Below are 17,542 nucleotides of genomic sequence, written 5' to 3'. Positions count from 1 at the left end.
GCCGGACCCGAGGCGGTGCAGCGGGCGGTGCGGCGGGCGTTCAGCGGAAGGCGATCCCGAGCCCACCGGGTATCATCAGGGCCCGGGGCGTCTCGGCCTGGCTCGGCGGCGGCGGCACGTGCGCGCAGCCGTTCTCGCAGAACGTGCGGAGTGTGCGCCGGTCGAGGCCGATGTCGCTCAGCATCTCGTCGTCGAGGGCCGAGAGAATGCGAAGATTTCGCGCCGCGATGCGGCTCTTCCGGGCAGATTTCAGGAACGAGAGGATCATGATCCAGCCTCCGTTGCGCCGAAAGATCCGTGGTTTGTCCACGATCGGCCGGATCAGCGTCGCTTTAATGCGGACTATGCGCATCCTCCGTTCGGATTAAGGGTGGCGCGCGGCGCGAATATTTTTGCCGGAGTGCGCTAGGCGTCCGCGATCGGCTGCGGGCAGAGCAGGAGCAGGCGCACCAGCTCGGCCTGGCGGCGCGTCCCCGTCTTCTCGAACAGGTGGCGCAGGTGCACGCGCGCCGTGTTCCGGGTGATCCGGCGGCGCGTCGCGCTCGCCGCGAGGTCGTTCCCGGCCAGGATGTCGACGGCCAGGGCCGCCTCCGCGGGCGTGAAGCCGAACTGGTCCTGGAGAATGCCGGGATCCGGCAGGCGCGGGGTCCCGGGGTCGGTGAGACGCAGGAGAACCGCGCCCTCGCCGATCGGGCCGAGCGTCCCAGGAATCGCCGAGGCGGCGACCAGGAGCGTCCCGCCCGCGCCCTCCAATCGCACCGAGCCGCCGCGATGGCCCGCGGCGCAGCGGGCGATGACCCGGCGCAGCGCCGCGCTGTCCTCGGGCGTCGCGCCGCGCAGGCCGCCGTGCTCCAGGCACAGGAGGCCGCGCGTGACGAAGGCCTGCGCCGCGCGGTTCAGGAAATGGGCCCGCCCGTACCGGTCGGTCACCGCCAGCCCCTGCTCGAGATGCTCCGCCAGGAGATGGAGCGCCGCCTCCACGAGGGTCGGGTCCGGGAAGGCCGGGGTGCCGCCGGCCTGAACCCGCCGCTCCTGGGCGGAGCCGATCCCGGATATCGTTTCGGCTCTGCGGGTGTGCAGGTGGGATTGACTGATCACGCTGGGATCCTCGCCGGATCGACATCACGATATCAGTAATAACCCGAAACTGGCGTCCCTTATTCCCGCCTTATCCCGGCGGGCCCCCGGTCCGGGACTGAAACAGGTCGGCGAAGGCGCGCAGGTCGCGCCGGTTGAGGTCCGAGACCGCCCAGTAGGTGAGGTCGCCGAGGTGCCAGCGCTCGATCGTGGACCCGTCGCGCCGCTCCTCGCCGGCGCCGGGGCCGTCGGCGGCGGGGACCACCGTGACGCTGATGACGTGCCTGTCGCGGCGATAGACCAGGGTCGGCACGGGGGTTCCGCCGACGATGTCGACCCGGCCGCCGACCAGCGGGAAGCCCTTGTCGGACAGGTCGGGGGCCTCGGGCGCGAGGGTGGTCCGGCCGTTGAACCAGGGCTTCACCACGTGCCGGTCCGAGGAGGCGACGTCGAAGGGCTGGGGCGCCGCGAGGCCGCGGAGATGGCCGGCGAGCACGGCCGCGCCGGTATCCGGGGCGCCGTCGGGGCGGTCGAGATAGACGATCCCGCTGCCGAGCGCGGCCCCGCCGACGAGGCCGACGAGCAGCGTCGCGGCCAGCGCCTGCCGGGATCTGCGCCAGGATTCGAGCCAGGCCTCGACCCAGGTCCCGACCCAGGACCCGAGCCGGGTCCCGAGCGGGCCTCCGAGGCGGCCGCGCGACGGGGGCGGGTCGGTGAAGCCGATCTGCTCGATCACGCGCGCCCGCAGGGATTCCGGGGCGGGCGGCCCCGCGAGGGGCCCGCGCAGGGTGGCCGAGAGGTCGCGGAGGCGTTCCGCCAGGGCCCACGCGTCGGGATCCGCCGCGAGACGGCGCTCCATGGCCAGGACTTCGCCGGGCGACAGCTCGCCGTCCGCGTAGGCGCTGAGGAGCAGGAGGGTCTCGTCGTCGGTCATCGCCCGTCCTTCGCGAGCCGTGCAAGCAGGTGCTGCCGCGCGCGGCCGAGGCGCGACATCACGGTCCCGATCGGGACCCCCGTCACCGTGGCGATCTCCCGGTAGCTGAGGCCGTGGTACTCGCGCAGGACCAGCGCCTCGCGGAAGGCCACCGGCAGGGCCTCGACCGCCCGGGCGAGCTGCCCCGCGTCGTCGCGGGCGATGAGGGTCGCCTCGGGCGTCTCCGGGACCTCGGTCAGGGCGCCCCCGATCTCCAGCTCGGCGCGGGCCTCGGGGGCGAGGTCGTCGGCGAAGACCACCGCCCGCGGCCGGTGCCGCTGCAGCCAGGAATAGCCGGTGTTGCGGACAATGGTCAGGAACCACGCCCGGGCATTGCCCTCGGCGAACCCCTCGATCGCCCGGTAGGCGCGCAGACACGCCTCCTGCATCACGTCCTCGGCGTCGGTGGCGTTGCCGGTGAGCCAGTGCGCGAGCCGGTAGCCCTCGTCCAAGCGCGGGAGAACGAGCTGGCTGAAGCGCGCGCGCGCCAGGGTCGTCATGTCGGCGGCTGGGCCGGGCCCGCCCCGTCGAGAGCCTGCGAAGCCATGGGGTCCCTGCCCTCGCGCTCCTGCCTGCAGCCTTGTGCCACACAATCGGGAACCGGGCGGCGGCGGGCTTTATTCCCGCGTCCGGGCACGCGAATGTTCGGGGCGCTACTCGGGGCGCTACTCGGGAAGCCTCTCGGGCCGGTGGCGCGTCGCGACCGGCCGCCCCGGAGGCGCCCGGCGGTCCGGCGCCGCGGCCTCGCTCCGGCGGGCCTGTCCGGACGGCGATCGCCGGTCGGGTGCCGGTTCCGGGCAGCCGTCCGGACCGAGGCGCTTGCGGGCGACGCGCTCGGCCGCCGCCCGTTCCGCCGCCGAGGGGTTCGCGCCGCCGCTCTGATCCTGGGCCATGGCCATGTCCAACCGGAGCGGGACCGTCCGCGGTCCCGGTCGTGGCATCCCCGGCGCTGCCGGCCCGCATCACCGCCAACGGGAAGGGGCAGGCCCCGCCTCCTCGGAGACGGGACCTGCCCCTGGATCAACCCGCGGGTCGGGTCACGGTTCGGCGCCGGACCCGCGCGTCGGGATGCGTGCCTGCGCGACCTTAGCGGCAGACGCGCCGCGGTCCCCACGGGGTCGGACGGAAGAAGCAGCGCGGGCCGTAGAAGCGCGGCCGCCGGTAGATCGGCCGGCAGCGCCCGTACGGGCCGGGCGCCCAGCCGGGGCCGCAGCCGAAGGCGACGGTGCTGACCGCGGCGGGGCCGGTGAGCGTATCGGCGCCGGCGGGCGCCAGGGGCGCCGCGCCGGCGGAGGCCAGGCCGAGGCCGCCGACGACAGCCGCGGCGGCCGCGATCATCTTCACGTGCATCATCATCAGACCTTCTGTTCGGCTCCGCGCCAGTTCGGCCCGGCGCAAGACCCGGTCAGAATGGTCATCGGGCCTGAATGTCGGCTGACCTCCGCCATCATCGTCTAGAAACAAACATTCCGGCCGGCGCCCGCGCGGGGGCGGGCGCCGCGGCGGGGCTCTAGCGGCGGTCGGCGCGGCCCAGCAGCGAGGCCGCGGCCGCGGTGGCCCCCGCCAGCAGGATCCCGGTCAGGACCGGGTTGATCGAGGCCCGGGTGTAGGCGCTGCGCATGACGTGATGGGGCGAGCCGCCCCGCACGGCCCCGTCGCGGCCGGCCGCGTGGAGGGCGCCGTCCCGCCGCTTGCCGGCCGCGCCCGCCGTCTGGCTCCGCGACATCACCTGGGCGCCCATCCAGTCGGTCGCCGCGGGGACCCGCTTGCGCAGCGCGCTCATCAGCTTGCCGCCGCCGCCGACGTAGAGGTCGCGGGGCCCGTGCTCCGCGGCGTACAGGATCGCGTCGGCGACGTCGGCAGGGTCGTAGACCGGCGGCGGCAGCTTGGGCGCCTGCGCCATGTAGTTCCGGGCATGCTCCGGGAACGGCGTGTCGATCGAGGCCGGCTTGATGAGCGTCACCGAGACCGGGGCGCCCTCCTCTTGGAGCTCCATCCGGAGCGCGTCCGTGAAGCCTTTGATCGCGTGCTTGGAGGCGGAGTACATGCCCTGGATCGGCAAGGCGAGGTCGGAGGCGACGGAGCCCAGGTTGATCAGCGCGCCGCCGGTCCGCTTCAGGTGCTGCAGCGCCACCGTCGAGCCGTAGACGATCCCCCAGAAATTGACGTCGAACAGCCGGCGATGGTCTTCGTCCGAAACCTCCTCGAGGCGGCCGAAGATCGAGAGACCGGCATTGTTGACCCAGGTGTCGAAGCCGCCGTAGGCGCGCACGGTCTCTGCGGCCAGCGCCTCGACATCCTCGCGGCGGGACACGTCGGTCACGACGGCCCGGGCCTCGCCGCCGCGCTCCTGGATGTCGCGGACGATGTCGTCGAGGGCGGCGCCGTTCCGGGCCGCCAGCACGACGCGGGCGCCGCAGCGGGCGGCCGCCCGGGCCGTGGCGAGGCCGATCCCGCTGGAGGCGCCGGTGATGACGATCACCTGCTCGCGCAGGGGCTTGTGCCGGATCTGCATGCTGCGTCTTCCTCTCTCGCGTGCTGTCTCGATGGCGGTGCTCAGCCCCGGCCTCCGCCCGGCCGGTCGCGCTCCGCGCCGAGGCTGGTCCCGCCCTGGCGCGCCTCCTCCTTCTCGGTGCCGGCCCGCTCCATCGGGCCGTCCTGCGGCCTGACCGTGCCGGTTGCGGTGTCGCGGGGGCTGTCGGCCAGGCCCGCGCGCTCCGGCTCGCCGTGCGGCATCCGCTCGGCCTGGGTGTCGTCCGGCGTGTCCGCCATGCTGCATCCCTCGCGATGGGCCTGATCCCCTGAGGGCCAACCCGTCAGGCGGCCGGCGTATCCGGCGGCCCCGGCCACGACGGCGGACGCTGCGCGGGTGGAGATGCGGGAGGGTGCGGGTCGGGCGAACGCGCCGCAGGAACACGGCCGCGGGGCCCGTGTTGTCTGCCAAATCTTTTTCACGAGGCGCCGATGTCAGGAACCGCCAAGAAGACCGACCCGAAACTGTGGGACAAGGTCAAGACGCAGGTCACGAAGTCCGAGAAGGGCGGGAAGCCCGGCCAGTGGTCGGCGCGCAAGGCGCAGATCGCGACCGCCGAATACAAGAAGGAAGGCGGCGGCTACGCCGGCAAAAAGTCGGCCGACAACCATCTCCAGCAATGGACCGACGAGGAGTGGGGCACGAAGTCTGGCAAAGAGAGCGGCAAGACCGGCGAGCGCTACCTGCCCAAGAAGGCCCGCGAGAGCCTGACCGACACGGAATACGCCGCCAGCACGGCCAAGAAGCGCGCCGATACCCGGAAGGGCAAGCAGTTCTCGAAGCAGCCGAAGGCCGCCGCCGAGAAGGCCGCCGCGGCGCGCGAGGACGGCAAGTCCACCAAGGCGTCCGGAAAAGGCAAGACGTCCGGCAAGACGACCGGCAAGTCTGCCGCCAAGGCGTCCGGCAAGGCGGAAACGACCAAGGCCGCGCTGATGCGCAAGGCCCGGGCGCAGAACGTGCCCGGCCGGTCGCGGATGTCGAAGGCGCAGCTGGAGCACGCGGTCCACGCCTGAGGCGCGCCGCGGCGGGCCCTCGCCCCCGACGCAAGACGTCCCGGGAATGGCTCCCGGGACGCTCCTCGGCTCAAGCGGCCAGTTTGATCGGGCTGGGGATGCTCAGGTCGAGAGGGGATGCGGCCTGTCCAGAGGCCCGCGCGCCGTCCCGGTGGTCGGGACGGCGCGCGGGTGGATCTTAGTACGAGCCGAACTTGTAGTTCAGGCCGGCGCGGATGACGGCGAACTCGTCGTCGCGGCGGCCGATGTTGTTGTACACCACCGGGAAGTTGTTGGCGGCGTTGATGACGAACGCACCCTGGTTGCGGGTGTTGCGGTCGAGGTTGACGTACAGGCCTTCGACCTTGAGCGTCACGGCGTTCGAGCGGAAGAAGTTCAGGAACGAGTCGGTGGGCAGGGCGTACTCGATGCCGCCGCCGACCGCGTAGCCGGTGCGGAAGCTGTCGTTGCCGGCGAAGCCGCCGAAGGAGCGGTCGGCGCTGCCCGAGCCGTAGGCGAAGCCGCCGGTGCCGTACACGAGGACGCGGTCGAAGGCGTAGCCGATGCGGCCGCGGACGGTGCCGAAGAAGTCGAGGCTGGAGAGGCCGCGCGGGTCGGTGACGTAGTAGCCGGGGGCCAGCGGACCGACGAGGAAGGCGTTGTTCCGGCTGCGGCCGAAGTCGAGGTACTGGGCGTCGGCCTCGACACCGACGACGATGCCGGAGCCCGGGGTGAACTGGAAGTTGTAGCCAACCTGGCCACCGCCGGTGAAGCCTTCCTGGTTGCGCTGGCTGAAGAAGGCGGTGGTGCCGTTGCCGTAGGGGGCGGGCACGCCGAAGCTGTTGGTGTTGTTGCTGCTGGCGTCGAAGGCGTAGCCGGCGTTGATACCGAAGTAGGCGCCGGTCCAGGTGAAGACCGGGACGGGGGTGAACACCGGCGGCGGGGCGGCGCGGCGCGGCAGGTCGGCGGCCGAGGCGGCGCCGGTCAGGAGAGCCGTGGCGGCGCTCGCGAGCAGAAGCTTCTTGATCATCTGGTCCTCTGTCTCCCGTTGGGCGGGATGTGTGCGGGGCGGACAGAACGCCAGGACGTGCCGGGGCGATAGTGCATCGCTGCAACAGCTCGGAATCGGGTCTTTGACCCCGAAACAGCCAGGTGCGCTGGAGCACATCGCGAAATCGACTGGTCTAGCCCGAGAAGAACTTCGGTATCCGAATGTTTCCAGAAACAAAATGCCCCGTCGCGCTCGAGCGGACGGGGCTTCAGTTTGTCGGTGAACGTTCCCAGGACCAACCAGGAAGCTTCGAGGTTTAATAAATCCTACCGGTCGGCGGCCCGCAAGCCCGATCGCGATCCCGCGAGCGGTTAACATTAATTTACGGGTGGTGCCCGCGCATCCCCGGGCGCGCGGGTGCGGGCGGCGCCGCAGATCTCGCGCGATCCCGTCCCGTATTGCGGGGCTTTCGGACGCCATCGCGCCTCTGTGCGGGCACCACTCGCGCGTCCGGCCGCGGATCTGCACAGATGAAACCGGCCGCCCGACTGGCCCGAGTCTTGATCGCGCATCGCCGGGTCTTGGCGCGCGGCCGCGGCCGGATCGATCTCCTCGGAACCGGCAGATCTCGCGGGGGATCGGCGGCGGCGCGGCGCCGGTCTCCCGGCCTGTGGAGAAGGCGCCGCCGCGCCGGGGCGGCGCGGCGGCCGCGGCTTTTCCGGCGCGCCGCAGGCCCTATCTGCCGGCCTCGTCGTCGGTGGAGATTTCAGGAGACGCGCATGCACCCCGTCGCGCTGCCTTCGATGCCGGCCCTCCGGGCCCGGACCGGGATCGGGGATGCCGGCCCCGCGCCGGCCGGGAGGCCTCGATGACCGACACGCCGGCCCCGTATCTCGCGGTGGCGTTCCTCTCGGCGCTGTGCCTGCTCGTGGCCGGGCTGCAGGCGGAAGGCCTCCTGTGGTGATCCGCCCGGTCCGGAGCCGCGCCGCCGTCCGTCCCGGCGGCCGGCGGAGGCGGGGCGCGGCGCGTCCGCCCGCGTAGCCCGCCGATGTTCGGCTTCTCCCTCAGCGCGACCGAGCCCGACAGCATCGCCCACATCATCCAGGTGGCGCTCGCGCCCGCCTTCCTGCTGTCGGCGCTGGCGACGCTGCTCAACGTGTTCTCGACCCGCCTCGGCCGGATCTCCGACAAGGTCGACAGCCTCTCGGCGGAGGCCGCCCGGGCGACGGAAGCCGAGGCCGGCCGCCTCGCCCGCCGGCTGACCTTCCTGCGGCGGCGCTCCTTCGTGCTGGACGTGGCGGTGGTCCTGGCCTCGCTGGCGGGCGGCCTGATCGGTCTTGCCGTGCTCACGCTGTTCGTCGGCGCGCTGCGCGACGCGGCGACCGCGTCCGTCCTGTTCGCCTGCTTCGGAGCGGCGCTGGTCTGCACCGTGGCGGCGATCGCGGCGTTCATGACCGAGATCCTCATGGCCGGCCGCGGCGTCCGCGACGCGGTCGACCGGCAGCAGGATCAGGTTTCGACGCCGCGGTGAGGCCCGTCCCGGATCGCCCGGACGCGCTCCGCGACCGGGGGCGGCCTCCCGGTCTTCCGGAGATCGCGGGGCGAGCCCGTGCCGCGCGCTGCGGCCGCGCCCGCCGTGCGGGCTGGGCGATCCGGAGCGAACGGGCGGTGATTTCGGTTGCGGCGTGCGCGAGCCGGGCCTTAGTCTCGCGGTGGCCCGACTCCGCCGCCGGCGACGCCCGAGTGTTCCGTCATGAGCATCGCGATCCTGATTGCCTTCGTTGCCGGCGCGCTCTGCCTCGGGATCCTGTCCGCGGTCATCCCGTTCGGGCGGCGCGAGGCCGAGGAGCTGGACGAGGCGCTCCCGTACGAGGACGAGTTCTTCGACGTGGGCGGCCCTGTGATCGATCTGGAGCCGCGCCACCTCACCTGACGGCGCGTCGGTCCGAAGCCTACCGGCCTGCCGATCCCCCGGTGCCGGACGTCGCGGCGTCCTGCCGGGCCGACCAGACCACCCGCCCGGCGGAATCCCGCAGGGCCGCCGAGCCCGCGCGGCCGGCGCGCAGCTCCGCGAAGCGGGCCTTGGCGGCGGCGACCGCCGCCTCCACGAGGGGCCCGGGAATCTGCTCGTCGTGGATGATGATGCCGCCGGCGCTTTCCCGGTGGATCATGCACTGCAGCCGGTAGGGCGCCTGGGTCTCGGGCGTGGCCATGTGGCGATCTCCCGTCCGGTCACGGGACCCGCGCGCCGCCGGAACGGGCGTGGCGCAAGCATCCCGGGCGCCGGCCTCTCTCGGTACGACGCGTCGAGCGCGATCCATACCAGATCGGTCCGGCCCGCGGGCGATCCCGCGCGGTGCCTCTCGCGCTCGCCCCCAACATCCCGCGCGGACGGGCATCGCCCGGCGGTCGGACGCCGCCCTGGCTCCGTCAGGCCGCCTCGCCCGCCGCGTCGTCGGCGTCCGGGATCGTCTCCGGATCGCCTACGAGGGCGTCGTGCCGGTCGGCCGTCGCGACGCGCTCGCGGTGTGGTCGGCCACCTCGCCGCGCTCAACCGCGCCTGCGGGTGTAGCGCTCGACCACGCGCTGCCGGTGCGACGGGAGCTCCGGCAGGCGGGAGGGGCCCGCCAGGGCACGGTCCCGGGCCGCGGGGGGGCGGGGCGCGGGCAGCAGCTCCGGCGGGAACCGGGGCGTCTCGACGACGACCGCCTCCAGCACGATGGGCCGCATCCGCGGCGCGGAACGCACCGGTCGGCCAGGCCGTGCCGCGAGGGTGCCGAGGGCCCAGAGCCCGAGGCAGAACAGGCCGATCAGGATCCCGTCCCAGGACGGCTCGGTCCGGCACATCAGGATCCCGGTGCCGGTGAGGGCGGCCGCGGCCGCGAACAGGCGCGGTGTCGGATCGGCGGAACGCATGCACCACCGTCGGTGCGGAGCCCTAGGGACGCGTGAACGGGATCGCTTGAATTGTCGGCACCGCCGGATTCTCCCCAGGCTATTCCCAGGTTCTCTCCAAGTTCTCCTCAGGTTCTCCCGGTACGCACCGGCCCCGGCGGCCGGGACGGGCACCGCGGCCCGGCGGACGCGCCTCAGTCCGCCAGGCTGGACGGGGCCTGCCACGCGACGCCGGCATGCTCGCGGATGTCCCCGGCCCGGGATCCGGTATCGGCGTCGCTCGTCCAGTCGCCGGGCTCGGCGACGTGGGCGATCTCGGCGTCCGGATAGGCGGCCGCCAGGAACAGGCGCGCCTCGCCCTCGGCCTCGGCCCGGACCGTCACGAGCGGCCGCTCGCCGCCCGCGTCGCGCACCTGCGCGATGAACAGCTTGGTCATGGTCTCCCTCCGGACTCGTCCGCCGGCGCGGCGGGATCAGGCCTGCAGTTCCTCGACGTGGAGGCCGCCGGCCCGCAGATGGTTCGGGATCCGCGTGCGGTCGCGGAAGCCGGCGGCGCGCGCCATCGCGTCGAGGGCGGCCATCGGATCGAGCGCCGCACCGCTCCAGAGAATCGCGCCCGTCGCCGCCTGCATGATCCGGAACACCTTCACGCCACGCTCCCGGTCTCGACCCTCGGACAAGCTCGCGGGATTCGCGGGTGTTCCCGACGCGCGGCCGCGGGCGGCTGCGGCCGATTCGCGCCGGCCCGGCCCCGGCGGGAACGGGCGCCGCCGGGGTGCGGTTCTCCAGCCGACGCCGGCACAAGCCGGCACGGCGACGACCCGCGTCGAGACCCCGCTCGGGATCCAAGGAGAGCCATGACCAGCCGCACCGTTCAGTCCGCCCTGCTCGCCCTCGCCCTCGTTGCCGGCAGCGCCGGGATGGCCGCCGCGCAGAGCACGCCCAACGGCAACACCTCGTCTCCCGGCGCCCCCGCGGGCGACAACAGCACCGGCAACGGCGCCACCGGCAGCGGCGCGGCCCCGAGCGGCCGGTAACCGCCGGTTAACCATAAGGGTCGAAGCCCTCGATCCTCACAACCGTGCAACTCACCGTCCCGCGGCCACCCGGCCTGCGGGACGTTCTGTTTCACGGCCCCTTGCCGGCCCCTTGCCGGCCCCTTGCCGGCCTCTCGCCGACCGCGCCGGGACGGGGCACGGCGCGGAGTCCGGTGATTGGAACGGAGTGCCACTTTTCTGGGCAGACAGAATCGCCATATTGTCGGCGTGACCGGGCCGCGCCCGGTCAGGACTAACACGGGCGATGCGACCGAAACCGATCCTGCAGCTCAGGGGCGAGAGCCCGGGTCATCGTCAGGCCGACGACTGGCGCGACGCCGTCGCGCCGTTCTGGGATTTCACGATCCGCCGGGAGGACCTACCCGATTTCCGCGGGCAGTCCCGGGTCCGTCACCTCGGCACCGCGATCGTCTGCAGCGCCCGCGCCTCCGGGCTCCGGTTCGTGCGCGCGCGGGCCCTGACCGCCCGGATGGGCGTCGACCACATCGTCGCCCACATGCGCGTCTCCGGGCAGTCCCGGGTCACGATCGGCGGCCGGGAGCGGGACTGCGCCCCCGGCGACATCTGCCTGTTCGACCTGTCGCAGCCGCTCTCCGCCGCCTCCACGGACTACGAAGCCATCACGGTGGTGCTGCCGCGCCCGCTCTTCGGATCCCGGCAGAGCGGCCTCGACGCCCTGCACGGCTCGGTGATCCGGGGCGCGACCCCGTTCGGCCGGATGCTCAGCGACCACCTGCACTCCCTGAGCGCGCACGCGACCGGGTTCTCGGAGCCGGAGGCCGCGGCGGCGGCCGAGGCCACCGCCGCGCTGCTCGGCGCGGCGACCCTGGGCCTGCCGGAGGACGGAGGGGGCACGCAGCCGCCCGAGCGGGCGCCTCTGCTCGTCGCGATCCGGCGCTTCATCGAGGCCGAGCTGGCCTCCGCGGACCTGTCCGCCGAGACGATCGGGCGGCGGTTCGGCGTCTCGCGGAGCGCCCTCTACCGGCTGTTCGTCCCCCTCGGGGGGGTCTCCGGCTACGTCCGGCAGCGCCGGCTCGCCCGCGCCTACCGCGACCTCGCCACCGGCGACGGGCGCTTCGCCCGCATCTCCGAGGTGGCGTATCGCTGGCGCTTCGAGAGCCCCGCGCATTTCACCCAGGCCTTCCGCGCGGAGTTCGGCTGCGCCCCCCGGGACGTCCGCGACCGGGCCGCGGCCGAGCCCGACCGGTCCCCGGCCGCGGAGCCGCCGGCCCAGGCCGAGACCTGGGCCGACTTCTACCAGTGGGTCCTCAAGCTGGCGGCCTGAGGGGTCCGGGGCCGGCACCCCGGACCTTGTGCCCCCGGCCTCGGATGGATCATAAGGGCCGCGATGACCTTCGGGGTTCGGCATAGGCGCCCGGCCGGGGCGCGGGGCTGGTGGGCGCTCGCCGCCCGCGCGCTCGCGCTCGTCCTGGCGCTGACCGTCGCCGCTCCGGGCGTCGGCCTCGCGGCGGATCTCGCCTTCCACGCGGGCGGCCACCACGACCGGGGCCAGGGCCCGGCCCTCGACGCGCCGGCGGCGCCCGCGACCGTCGATCCCGGCCTCTCGGAGCACCTCCATTGCGGCTGCCATCAGGCGGCCCGCCTGGAGGCGACCGAGATCGCGCCCCCGGCCGCTCCGGGCCGGGTGCTGCCGGGCGCCCTCGCCCAGGGCCGCCCCTCCGTCAGTCCCGACCGCCTGCCGCGGCCTCCGCGCGCGTGAGCTGACGCCGCCCGCGGGCGGCGCTCCGCCCGGCTGCCGAACCGGCTCCGGGTTCACCCCCACGCGACACCTGAACGGGACCCTCCGGGACCGCCGCGCGCGGCACCCCGCCCTCCCGGCCGAGCAGCTTCCCCATGCGCATCATCCTGTCCGTGGCCGCCGCCGCGGCACTCCTGGCCGCCGGCTTCGCCCTCGGCGCCGCCGCCCCCGGCGCCCCGACCCTGCCCGACCGTCTCCGGCAGACCCTCACGTCCGTCGGGCTCGCCCGAGCCCCGGCCGACGACCACGATCAGCGCTACGCGGCGGCCGCACCGGACCGGCCCAAAGCCGCGCCCGACCCGCACGCGGGCGACGATCACGCCGGCCACGACCACGACCACGCGCACGGCAACGAGCACGGCGACGCGCACGGCGCCGACGAGCCTCACGAGGCGGGCACGATCCGGATGCGGCCCGATCAGGTCGCCGGCCAGGACATCGTCACGCGCAGAGTGGAGGGCGGCACGCTGGCGCGCCACCTCCTCGTCCCCGGCACGATCACGCCCGACACCGACCGGATCGCCCGGGTCCCGGCCCGGGTGGTCGGGACCGTGGCCGAGATGCGCAAGCGCCTCGGCGACGCCGTGCAGGCGAACGAGGTCGTCGCCATCCTCGACAGCCGCGAGGTCGCCGACGCCAAGAGCGAGTACCTCACCGCCCAGGTCCAGGCCGAGCTGCAGACGATCAACTTCGAGCGCCAGCAGAAGCTGCTCGCCTCGCGCAGCGCCTCCGAGGCCGCGTTCGAGACCGCCCGGGCCGCCTATCTGGAGAACCGGCTCCGGGTCGACCTCGCCCGCCAGAAGCTGTCGGCGCTCGGCCTCGACGCCGCCGAGGTGGCGGCCGCCCAGAAGCGCGACGAGGCGACGCCGAACCAGTCGACGCTGCGCCGCTATCCCCTGCGGTCGCCGCTCGCCGGCCGCATCGTCGAGCGCAAGGTCGATGTCGGCACGGCGGTCGGCAAGGAGGGCGATCCGGCCGACCTCTACACGGTGGCGGACCTCTCCACGGTCTGGATCGAGCTGTCGGTGCCGACCGTGGACCTCGCCCAGGTCCGGGAAGGCGCCCGCGTGACGGTCACGCCCGGCCGGACGGGCGAGACGGAGCGCCGGGCGGAGGGCCGCGTGATCTTCGTCAGCCCCTTCCTCAACCCCGACACGCGCTCGGCCCGGGTGGTGGTCGCCCTGCCGAACCCCGACTTCGCGTGGCGGCCCGGCACCTTCGTGACCGCCGAGGTCGAGATCGCGCAGGATTCGGTCCCGGTCCGGATCCCCAAGGCGGCGGTCCAGACCGTCGAGGGCCGGAGCGTCGTCTTCGCGCGCACGGCCGAGGGGTTCGAGAAGCGGCCGGTCACCCTCGGCCGCTCCGACGACGAGGCCTACGAGGTCACCGCCGGGCTCGAGCCCGGCGCCGAGATCGCGGTCGGCAACGCGTTCCTGCTGAAGGCCGAGCTCGGCAAGGCCGACGCCGGCCACGCCCACTGAGGAGACGGACGATGATCAGCCGCATCCTCGCCGTCTCGGTCCGCCAGCGCTGGCTGGTGCTGCTCCTCGTGCTGCTGGCCTCGGCCTTCGGCGCCGCCGCGCTCACGCGGCTGCCCATCGACGCCGTGCCCGACATCACCAACAACCAGGTCCAGATCAACACCCTGGCCCCGTCCCTGTCGCCGGCCGACGTCGAGCGGCAGGTCACCTACCCGGTCGAGACGGCGCTCGCGGGCATCAAGGGCCTCGAGTACACCCGCTCGCTCTCGCGCAACGGCTTCTCGCAGATCACCGCGGTCTTCGCCGAGTCCCTCGACATCTACTTCGCCCGCCAGCAGGTCGCCGAGCGTATCGCCCAGGTGCGGGAGGACCTGCCCTCCGGGGTCGAGCCGCGGATGGGCCCGATCTCCACGGGGCTCGGCGAGATCTACATGTGGTCGGTCCAGTACGCGCCGCTGCCTGAGCGCGCGACCGTGCCGGCGGGCCGGCCGGGCTGGCAGCCGGACGGGAGCTACCGGACCCCGGAGGGCCAGGCGCTCAGGACGGAACTGGAGCAGGTCGCCTACCTGCGCACGGTGCAGGACTGGATCGTGCGGCCGCAGATCAAGTCCGTCCCGGGCGTCGCCGGCGTCGACGGGATCGGCGGCTTCGAGAAGCAGTACCACGTCCAGCCGGACCCCACGAAGCTCACCGCCCTCGACCTGTCCTTCGCGGACGTCGCCCGGGCGCTCCAGGCCAACAACGCCAACCAGGGCGCCCGCTACCTGGAGGATAACGGCGAGAGCTACGTCGTGCGCGCCGCCGGCCGCCTGGAGAGCCCGGAGGCGATCGCCGACGTCGTCGTGGCGAGCCGCGGCGGCGTGCCGGTGCGGATCCGCGACGTTGCCACGGTGCGGATCGGGCGCGACCTGCGCACCGGCTCGGCGAGCGAGAACGGGCAGGAGACCGTCATCGGCACCGCCCTGATGCGGATCGGCGAGAACAGCCGCACGGTGGCGGCCGCCGTCGATGCCCGCATGGACCAGATCCGGCGGGCCCTGCCCCCCGGCATCGTCGTCCAGACCGTCCTCGACCGGACGCAGCTCGTCGAGGCCACGATCCGCACGGTGGGCAGGAACCTCGCCGAGGGCGCGGCCCTCGTGATCGTCGTCCTGTTCCTGCTGCTCGGCAACATCCGGGCGGCGCTGATCGCCGCGCTGGTCATCCCGGCCGCCATGCTGATGACCGTGACCGGCATGGTCGAGGGGAGGATCTCGGCGAACCTGATGAGCCTCGGGGCGCTGGATTTCGGGCTCATCGTCGACGGGGCGGTGATCATCACCGAGAACGCGCTGCGCCACCTCGCCGAGCGGCAGCACGCCCTCGGGCGGCCGCTCGTGCTGGAGGAGCGCCTGGAGACGGTGCGGGACTCGGCCGAGGAGATGATCGCGCCGTCCCTCTACGGGCAGGCGATCATCATGCTGGTCTACGTCCCGCTCCTGACCTTCACGGGGGTCGAGGGCAAGATGTTCCAGCCGATGGCGCTGACCGTCATCCTCGCCCTGGCGGCGGCCTTCGTGCTGTCGCTGACCTTCGTGCCGGCCCTGATCGCCATCGCGCTGACCGGCCGGGTCACCGAGGCCGAGAACCCCCTCGTCCGTGGCCTGAAGGCGCTCTACCGGCCCGTCCTCGCGGCGGCGATCCGGGCGCCCGCCCCGTTTGTCGGGACGGCGCTGCTCCTCCTCGCGGGCGCAGGGCTGCTCGCCACCCGGCTCGGGACCGAGTTCATCCCGCAGCTCGACGAGAAGAGCATCGCCCTCAACGCCACACGGATCCCGTCCACCTCCCTCACCCAGTCGCAGGCGATGCAGCTCAAGGTGGAGCGGGCGATCGCCAAGTTCCCGCAGGTCGCCTACGTGTTCTCGAAGACCGGTACCGCCGAGGTCGCCACCGACCCGATGCCGCCGAATTCCTCCGACACCTTCGTGATGCTCAAGCCGCAGGCGGACTGGCCCGACCCGGGCCTGTCGAAGGCCGAACTGCAGGAGCGGATCGAGGCGTCCTTGAGCGAGCTCGCCGGCAACGTCTACGAGTTCTCCCAGCCGATCCAGCTGCGCTTCAACGAGCTGCTCGCCGGGACACGGGGCGACCTCGCCGTGAAGGTGTTCGGCGACGCCTTCGAGCCGATGCTGGAGACCGCCAACAGGATCGCCGCGATCCTGCGCGGGATCCCGGGCGCCGACGACGTGAAGGTCGAGCAGATCACCGGCCTGCCGGTCTTCGAGATCAGGATCGACCGGACCGAGGCGGCCCGGCTCGGCCTCAGCACCGGGGCGATCCAGGACGTGATCGGCGCCGCCATGGGGGGCCGGGACGCCGGGGTCGTGTTCGAGGGCGACCGGCGCGTGCCGATCGTCGTGCGCCTGACCGATCAGGTCCGCGAGGACCGGGAGGCCCTGGAGAACCTGCCCGTCCCCCTCCCCCCGGGCGCGAACGGCAAGGCCGCCTCCGTGCTCCTGCGGCAGGTGGCGCAGTTCTCGGTGAGCGAGGGGCCGAACCAGATCAGCCGCGAGAACGGCCGGCGCCGGGTCGTGGTCACCGCCAATGTCCGCGGGCGCGACATCGGCTCGCTGGTGGCGGAGGCGCAGGCGAAGGTCGCCGCGCAGGTGACCCTGCCGGCGGGCTCGTACGTCACCTGGGGCGGCCAGTTCGAGAACCTCGCCTCGGCTCAGGCGCGGCTCACCGTGGTGGTGCCGGTGTGCTTCTTCCTGATCTTCCTGCTGCTCACCTCGGCGCTCGGCAGCGCGCGGGACGCGCTCCTGGTGTTCAGCGCGGTGCCGCTGGCGCTCACCGGCGGCAGCGCGGCCCTGTGGCTGCGGGGGATGCCGCTGTCGGTGCCGGCCGCGGTCGGGTTCATCGCGCTCTCGGGGGTGGCGGTGCTCAACGGCCTCGTGATGCTGACCTTCATCAAGCAGCTCGTCGCCGCTGGCCGGCCGCTGCGGGCGGCGATCCGCGAGGGCGCCCTCACCCGGCTGCGGCCGGTGGCGATGACCGCGCTGGTCGCCTCCCTGGGTTTCGTGCCGATGGCGCTCGCCACCGGCACCGGGGCCGAGGTGCAGCGGCCGCTGGCGACCGTGGTGATCGGCGGCCTGATCAGCGCTACCCTGCTGACCCTGGTGGTGCTGCCGGCGCTCTACGCGCGGTTCGGGCGCGCCGGTCCGGCCGACCGCGCCGCGCCCACGGCGGAGCCGGTGGCGGATCGCGCCGCCTGACGGCGCCCGCGCCGCGGCCGCGCCCGTCGCCGGGCGGGACGGTCGTCAGGCGGGGAGGATGTGCAGCATCCCGCCGACCATGCCGAGGGCGCCGATGCCGATCAGCCCCACGGCGATGTAGAGCCGCATCCGGCTCTCGTCGGCGGCCGACGGCGGCTGGGGGTCTTCGGGCAGGTCGAACCAATCCATCGGGTGAGCGCAGCCGGTCGGGTGGGCGGGAGGCGCCGCCCTAGGCCGGCCGGATGACGACGGGATGACAACGGGATGACGGCGGTATGCCGGCCGCGCAGGCCGCTACGGCTTCACCAGCAGCACGTTCACCGCCTTGGCGAGCACGTGGACGGTGTCACCTTCCTTGAGGCCCAGCTCCTCCAGCGAGTCGACCGTCATGACCGAGGCCATGCGGTAGGCGGTGCCGACCAGTTCCACCTCGACCTGGGCCATCACGTCCCCGCGCTTGATCGCCGTCACCGTGGCGGGGATGTCGTTGCGCGCGCCGTGTTTCATGGGACCTTCCGGGTTGCGCGGCCCG

General features: G+C 73.5%; 23 protein-coding genes. 8 read left to right on the top strand and 15 right to left on the bottom strand.

Going from position 1 to position 17,542, the window contains the following annotated elements; genetic code table 11:
- Nucleotides 1-40: 40 nt before the first annotated feature.
- The 8 genes from H288_RS0123970 to H288_RS0123930 form a co-directional block, all read right to left on the bottom strand.
- A complete protein-coding gene (locus H288_RS0123970) occupies nucleotides 41-268 on the bottom strand; it encodes a DUF1127 domain-containing protein (protein WP_020095124.1) in 228 nt (75 codons plus the stop codon).
- 137 nt (nucleotides 269-405) lie between these two features.
- Entirely contained in the window at nucleotides 406-1,098 is a 693-nt protein-coding gene (locus H288_RS0123960; protein WP_020095122.1) for a helix-turn-helix transcriptional regulator, read from the bottom strand.
- 70 nt (nucleotides 1,099-1,168) lie between these two features.
- Nucleotides 1,169-2,011, bottom strand: a complete 843-nt coding sequence (locus H288_RS0123955) for an anti-sigma factor (RefSeq protein WP_020095121.1) — start codon at nucleotides 2,009-2,011, stop codon at nucleotides 1,169-1,171.
- Nucleotides 2,008-2,550, bottom strand: coding sequence for a sigma-70 family RNA polymerase sigma factor (locus tag H288_RS0123950; RefSeq protein ID WP_020095120.1), 543 nt, complete (start codon nucleotides 2,548-2,550; stop codon nucleotides 2,008-2,010). The genes H288_RS0123955 and H288_RS0123950 overlap by 4 nt, the downstream gene beginning before the upstream one ends.
- Before the next feature lie 165 nt (nucleotides 2,551-2,715).
- Nucleotides 2,716-2,943 carry a hypothetical protein gene (locus H288_RS0123945; protein ID WP_245274569.1) on the bottom strand — a complete coding sequence of 76 codons (228 nt, stop codon included), beginning with the start codon at nucleotides 2,941-2,943 and terminating at the stop codon, nucleotides 2,716-2,718.
- A gap of 193 nt (nucleotides 2,944-3,136) precedes the next feature.
- On the bottom strand, nucleotides 3,137-3,403 hold the full coding sequence (locus tag H288_RS0123940; RefSeq protein ID WP_026605238.1) for a hypothetical protein: 267 nt from the start codon (nucleotides 3,401-3,403) through the stop codon (nucleotides 3,137-3,139).
- Between the two features lie 157 nt (nucleotides 3,404-3,560).
- On the bottom strand, nucleotides 3,561-4,565 hold the full coding sequence (locus tag H288_RS0123935) for an SDR family oxidoreductase (protein WP_020095117.1): 1,005 nt from the start codon (nucleotides 4,563-4,565) through the stop codon (nucleotides 3,561-3,563).
- A gap of 41 nt (nucleotides 4,566-4,606) precedes the next feature.
- Nucleotides 4,607-4,822 (bottom strand): hypothetical protein, encoded by a 216-nt coding sequence (locus H288_RS0123930; protein ID WP_020095116.1) that lies wholly within the window; start codon nucleotides 4,820-4,822, stop codon nucleotides 4,607-4,609.
- A gap of 192 nt (nucleotides 4,823-5,014) precedes the next feature.
- Here H288_RS0123930 and H288_RS0123925 point away from each other — a divergent pair, with 192 nt between their 5' ends.
- Nucleotides 5,015-5,596, top strand: a complete 582-nt coding sequence (locus H288_RS0123925) for a hypothetical protein (protein WP_020095115.1) — start codon at nucleotides 5,015-5,017, stop codon at nucleotides 5,594-5,596.
- 178 nt (nucleotides 5,597-5,774) lie between these two features.
- On the opposite strand, the gene H288_RS0123920 is transcribed toward H288_RS0123925, so the two are convergent.
- A complete protein-coding gene (locus H288_RS0123920; RefSeq protein ID WP_020095114.1) occupies nucleotides 5,775-6,605 on the bottom strand; it encodes a porin family protein in 831 nt (276 codons plus the stop codon).
- A gap of 1,009 nt (nucleotides 6,606-7,614) precedes the next feature.
- On the opposite strand from H288_RS0123920, the gene H288_RS0123910 reads away from it, so the two are divergent.
- Both H288_RS0123910 and H288_RS0123905 read left to right on the top strand, forming a co-directional pair.
- On the top strand, nucleotides 7,615-8,097 hold the full coding sequence (locus tag H288_RS0123910; protein ID WP_020095112.1) for a DUF2721 domain-containing protein: 483 nt from the start codon (nucleotides 7,615-7,617) through the stop codon (nucleotides 8,095-8,097).
- Between the two features lie 222 nt (nucleotides 8,098-8,319).
- A complete protein-coding gene (locus tag H288_RS0123905) occupies nucleotides 8,320-8,499 on the top strand; it encodes a hypothetical protein (protein ID WP_020095111.1) in 180 nt (59 codons plus the stop codon).
- Nucleotides 8,500-8,518: 19 nt separating this feature from the next.
- Here H288_RS0123905 and H288_RS0123900 read toward each other — a convergent pair whose 3' ends face one another.
- From H288_RS0123900 to H288_RS35735, 4 genes are all read right to left on the bottom strand, one after another.
- Nucleotides 8,519-8,779, bottom strand: a complete 261-nt coding sequence (locus H288_RS0123900; RefSeq protein WP_020095110.1) for a hypothetical protein — start codon at nucleotides 8,777-8,779, stop codon at nucleotides 8,519-8,521.
- 337 nt (nucleotides 8,780-9,116) lie between these two features.
- Nucleotides 9,117-9,482, bottom strand: coding sequence for a hypothetical protein (locus H288_RS32785; protein ID WP_020095109.1), 366 nt, complete (start codon nucleotides 9,480-9,482; stop codon nucleotides 9,117-9,119).
- A gap of 173 nt (nucleotides 9,483-9,655) precedes the next feature.
- The gene (locus H288_RS0123890) at nucleotides 9,656-9,898 is read right to left on the bottom strand and encodes a hypothetical protein (protein ID WP_020095108.1); all 243 of its coding nucleotides are present in this window, start codon (nucleotides 9,896-9,898) and stop codon (nucleotides 9,656-9,658) included.
- 36 nt (nucleotides 9,899-9,934) lie between these two features.
- Nucleotides 9,935-10,111: a hypothetical protein gene (locus tag H288_RS35735; protein WP_020095107.1), complete on the bottom strand. Its 177-nt coding sequence runs from the start codon at nucleotides 10,109-10,111 to the stop codon at nucleotides 9,935-9,937.
- A 207-nt stretch (nucleotides 10,112-10,318) separates the two neighbouring features.
- Here H288_RS35735 and H288_RS0123880 point away from each other — a divergent pair, with 207 nt between their 5' ends.
- The 5 genes from H288_RS0123880 to H288_RS0123860 all read left to right on the top strand — a co-directional run bounded on the left by H288_RS0123880 (nucleotide 10,319) and on the right by H288_RS0123860 (nucleotide 17,010).
- Nucleotides 10,319-10,498 carry a hypothetical protein gene (locus H288_RS0123880; RefSeq protein WP_020095106.1) on the top strand — a complete coding sequence of 60 codons (180 nt, stop codon included), beginning with the start codon at nucleotides 10,319-10,321 and terminating at the stop codon, nucleotides 10,496-10,498.
- Between the two features lie 265 nt (nucleotides 10,499-10,763).
- Nucleotides 10,764-11,804, top strand: coding sequence for an AraC family transcriptional regulator (locus tag H288_RS0123875; RefSeq protein ID WP_020095105.1), 1,041 nt, complete (start codon nucleotides 10,764-10,766; stop codon nucleotides 11,802-11,804).
- Nucleotides 11,805-11,867: 63 nt separating this feature from the next.
- Nucleotides 11,868-12,239: a hypothetical protein gene (locus H288_RS0123870; RefSeq protein WP_020095104.1), complete on the top strand. Its 372-nt coding sequence runs from the start codon at nucleotides 11,868-11,870 to the stop codon at nucleotides 12,237-12,239.
- Nucleotides 12,240-12,373: 134 nt separating this feature from the next.
- Nucleotides 12,374-13,759: an efflux RND transporter periplasmic adaptor subunit gene (locus H288_RS0123865; RefSeq protein ID WP_020095103.1), complete on the top strand. Its 1,386-nt coding sequence runs from the start codon at nucleotides 12,374-12,376 to the stop codon at nucleotides 13,757-13,759.
- An 11-nt stretch (nucleotides 13,760-13,770) separates the two neighbouring features.
- Nucleotides 13,771-17,010, top strand: a complete 3,240-nt coding sequence (locus H288_RS0123860) for a CusA/CzcA family heavy metal efflux RND transporter (RefSeq protein WP_020095102.1) — start codon at nucleotides 13,771-13,773, stop codon at nucleotides 17,008-17,010.
- A 45-nt stretch (nucleotides 17,011-17,055) separates the two neighbouring features.
- Here the strand turns inward: H288_RS0123860 and H288_RS35730 are convergent, their stop codons facing one another.
- Both H288_RS35730 and H288_RS0123850 read right to left on the bottom strand, forming a co-directional pair.
- Entirely contained in the window at nucleotides 17,056-17,199 is a 144-nt protein-coding gene (locus H288_RS35730; protein ID WP_020095101.1) for a hypothetical protein, read from the bottom strand.
- A gap of 105 nt (nucleotides 17,200-17,304) precedes the next feature.
- A complete protein-coding gene (locus H288_RS0123850; RefSeq protein ID WP_020095100.1) occupies nucleotides 17,305-17,517 on the bottom strand; it encodes a TOBE domain-containing protein in 213 nt (70 codons plus the stop codon).
- Nucleotides 17,518-17,542: the final 25 nt, after the last annotated feature.

The sequence above is a fragment of the Methylobacterium sp. 285MFTsu5.1 genome (assembly GCF_000383455.1).
GTDB lineage: Bacteria > Pseudomonadota > Alphaproteobacteria > Rhizobiales > Beijerinckiaceae > Methylobacterium.
The sequence above is the reverse complement of the archived record's forward strand: the minus strand, read 5'-3'. Positions and strand labels throughout refer to the sequence as shown.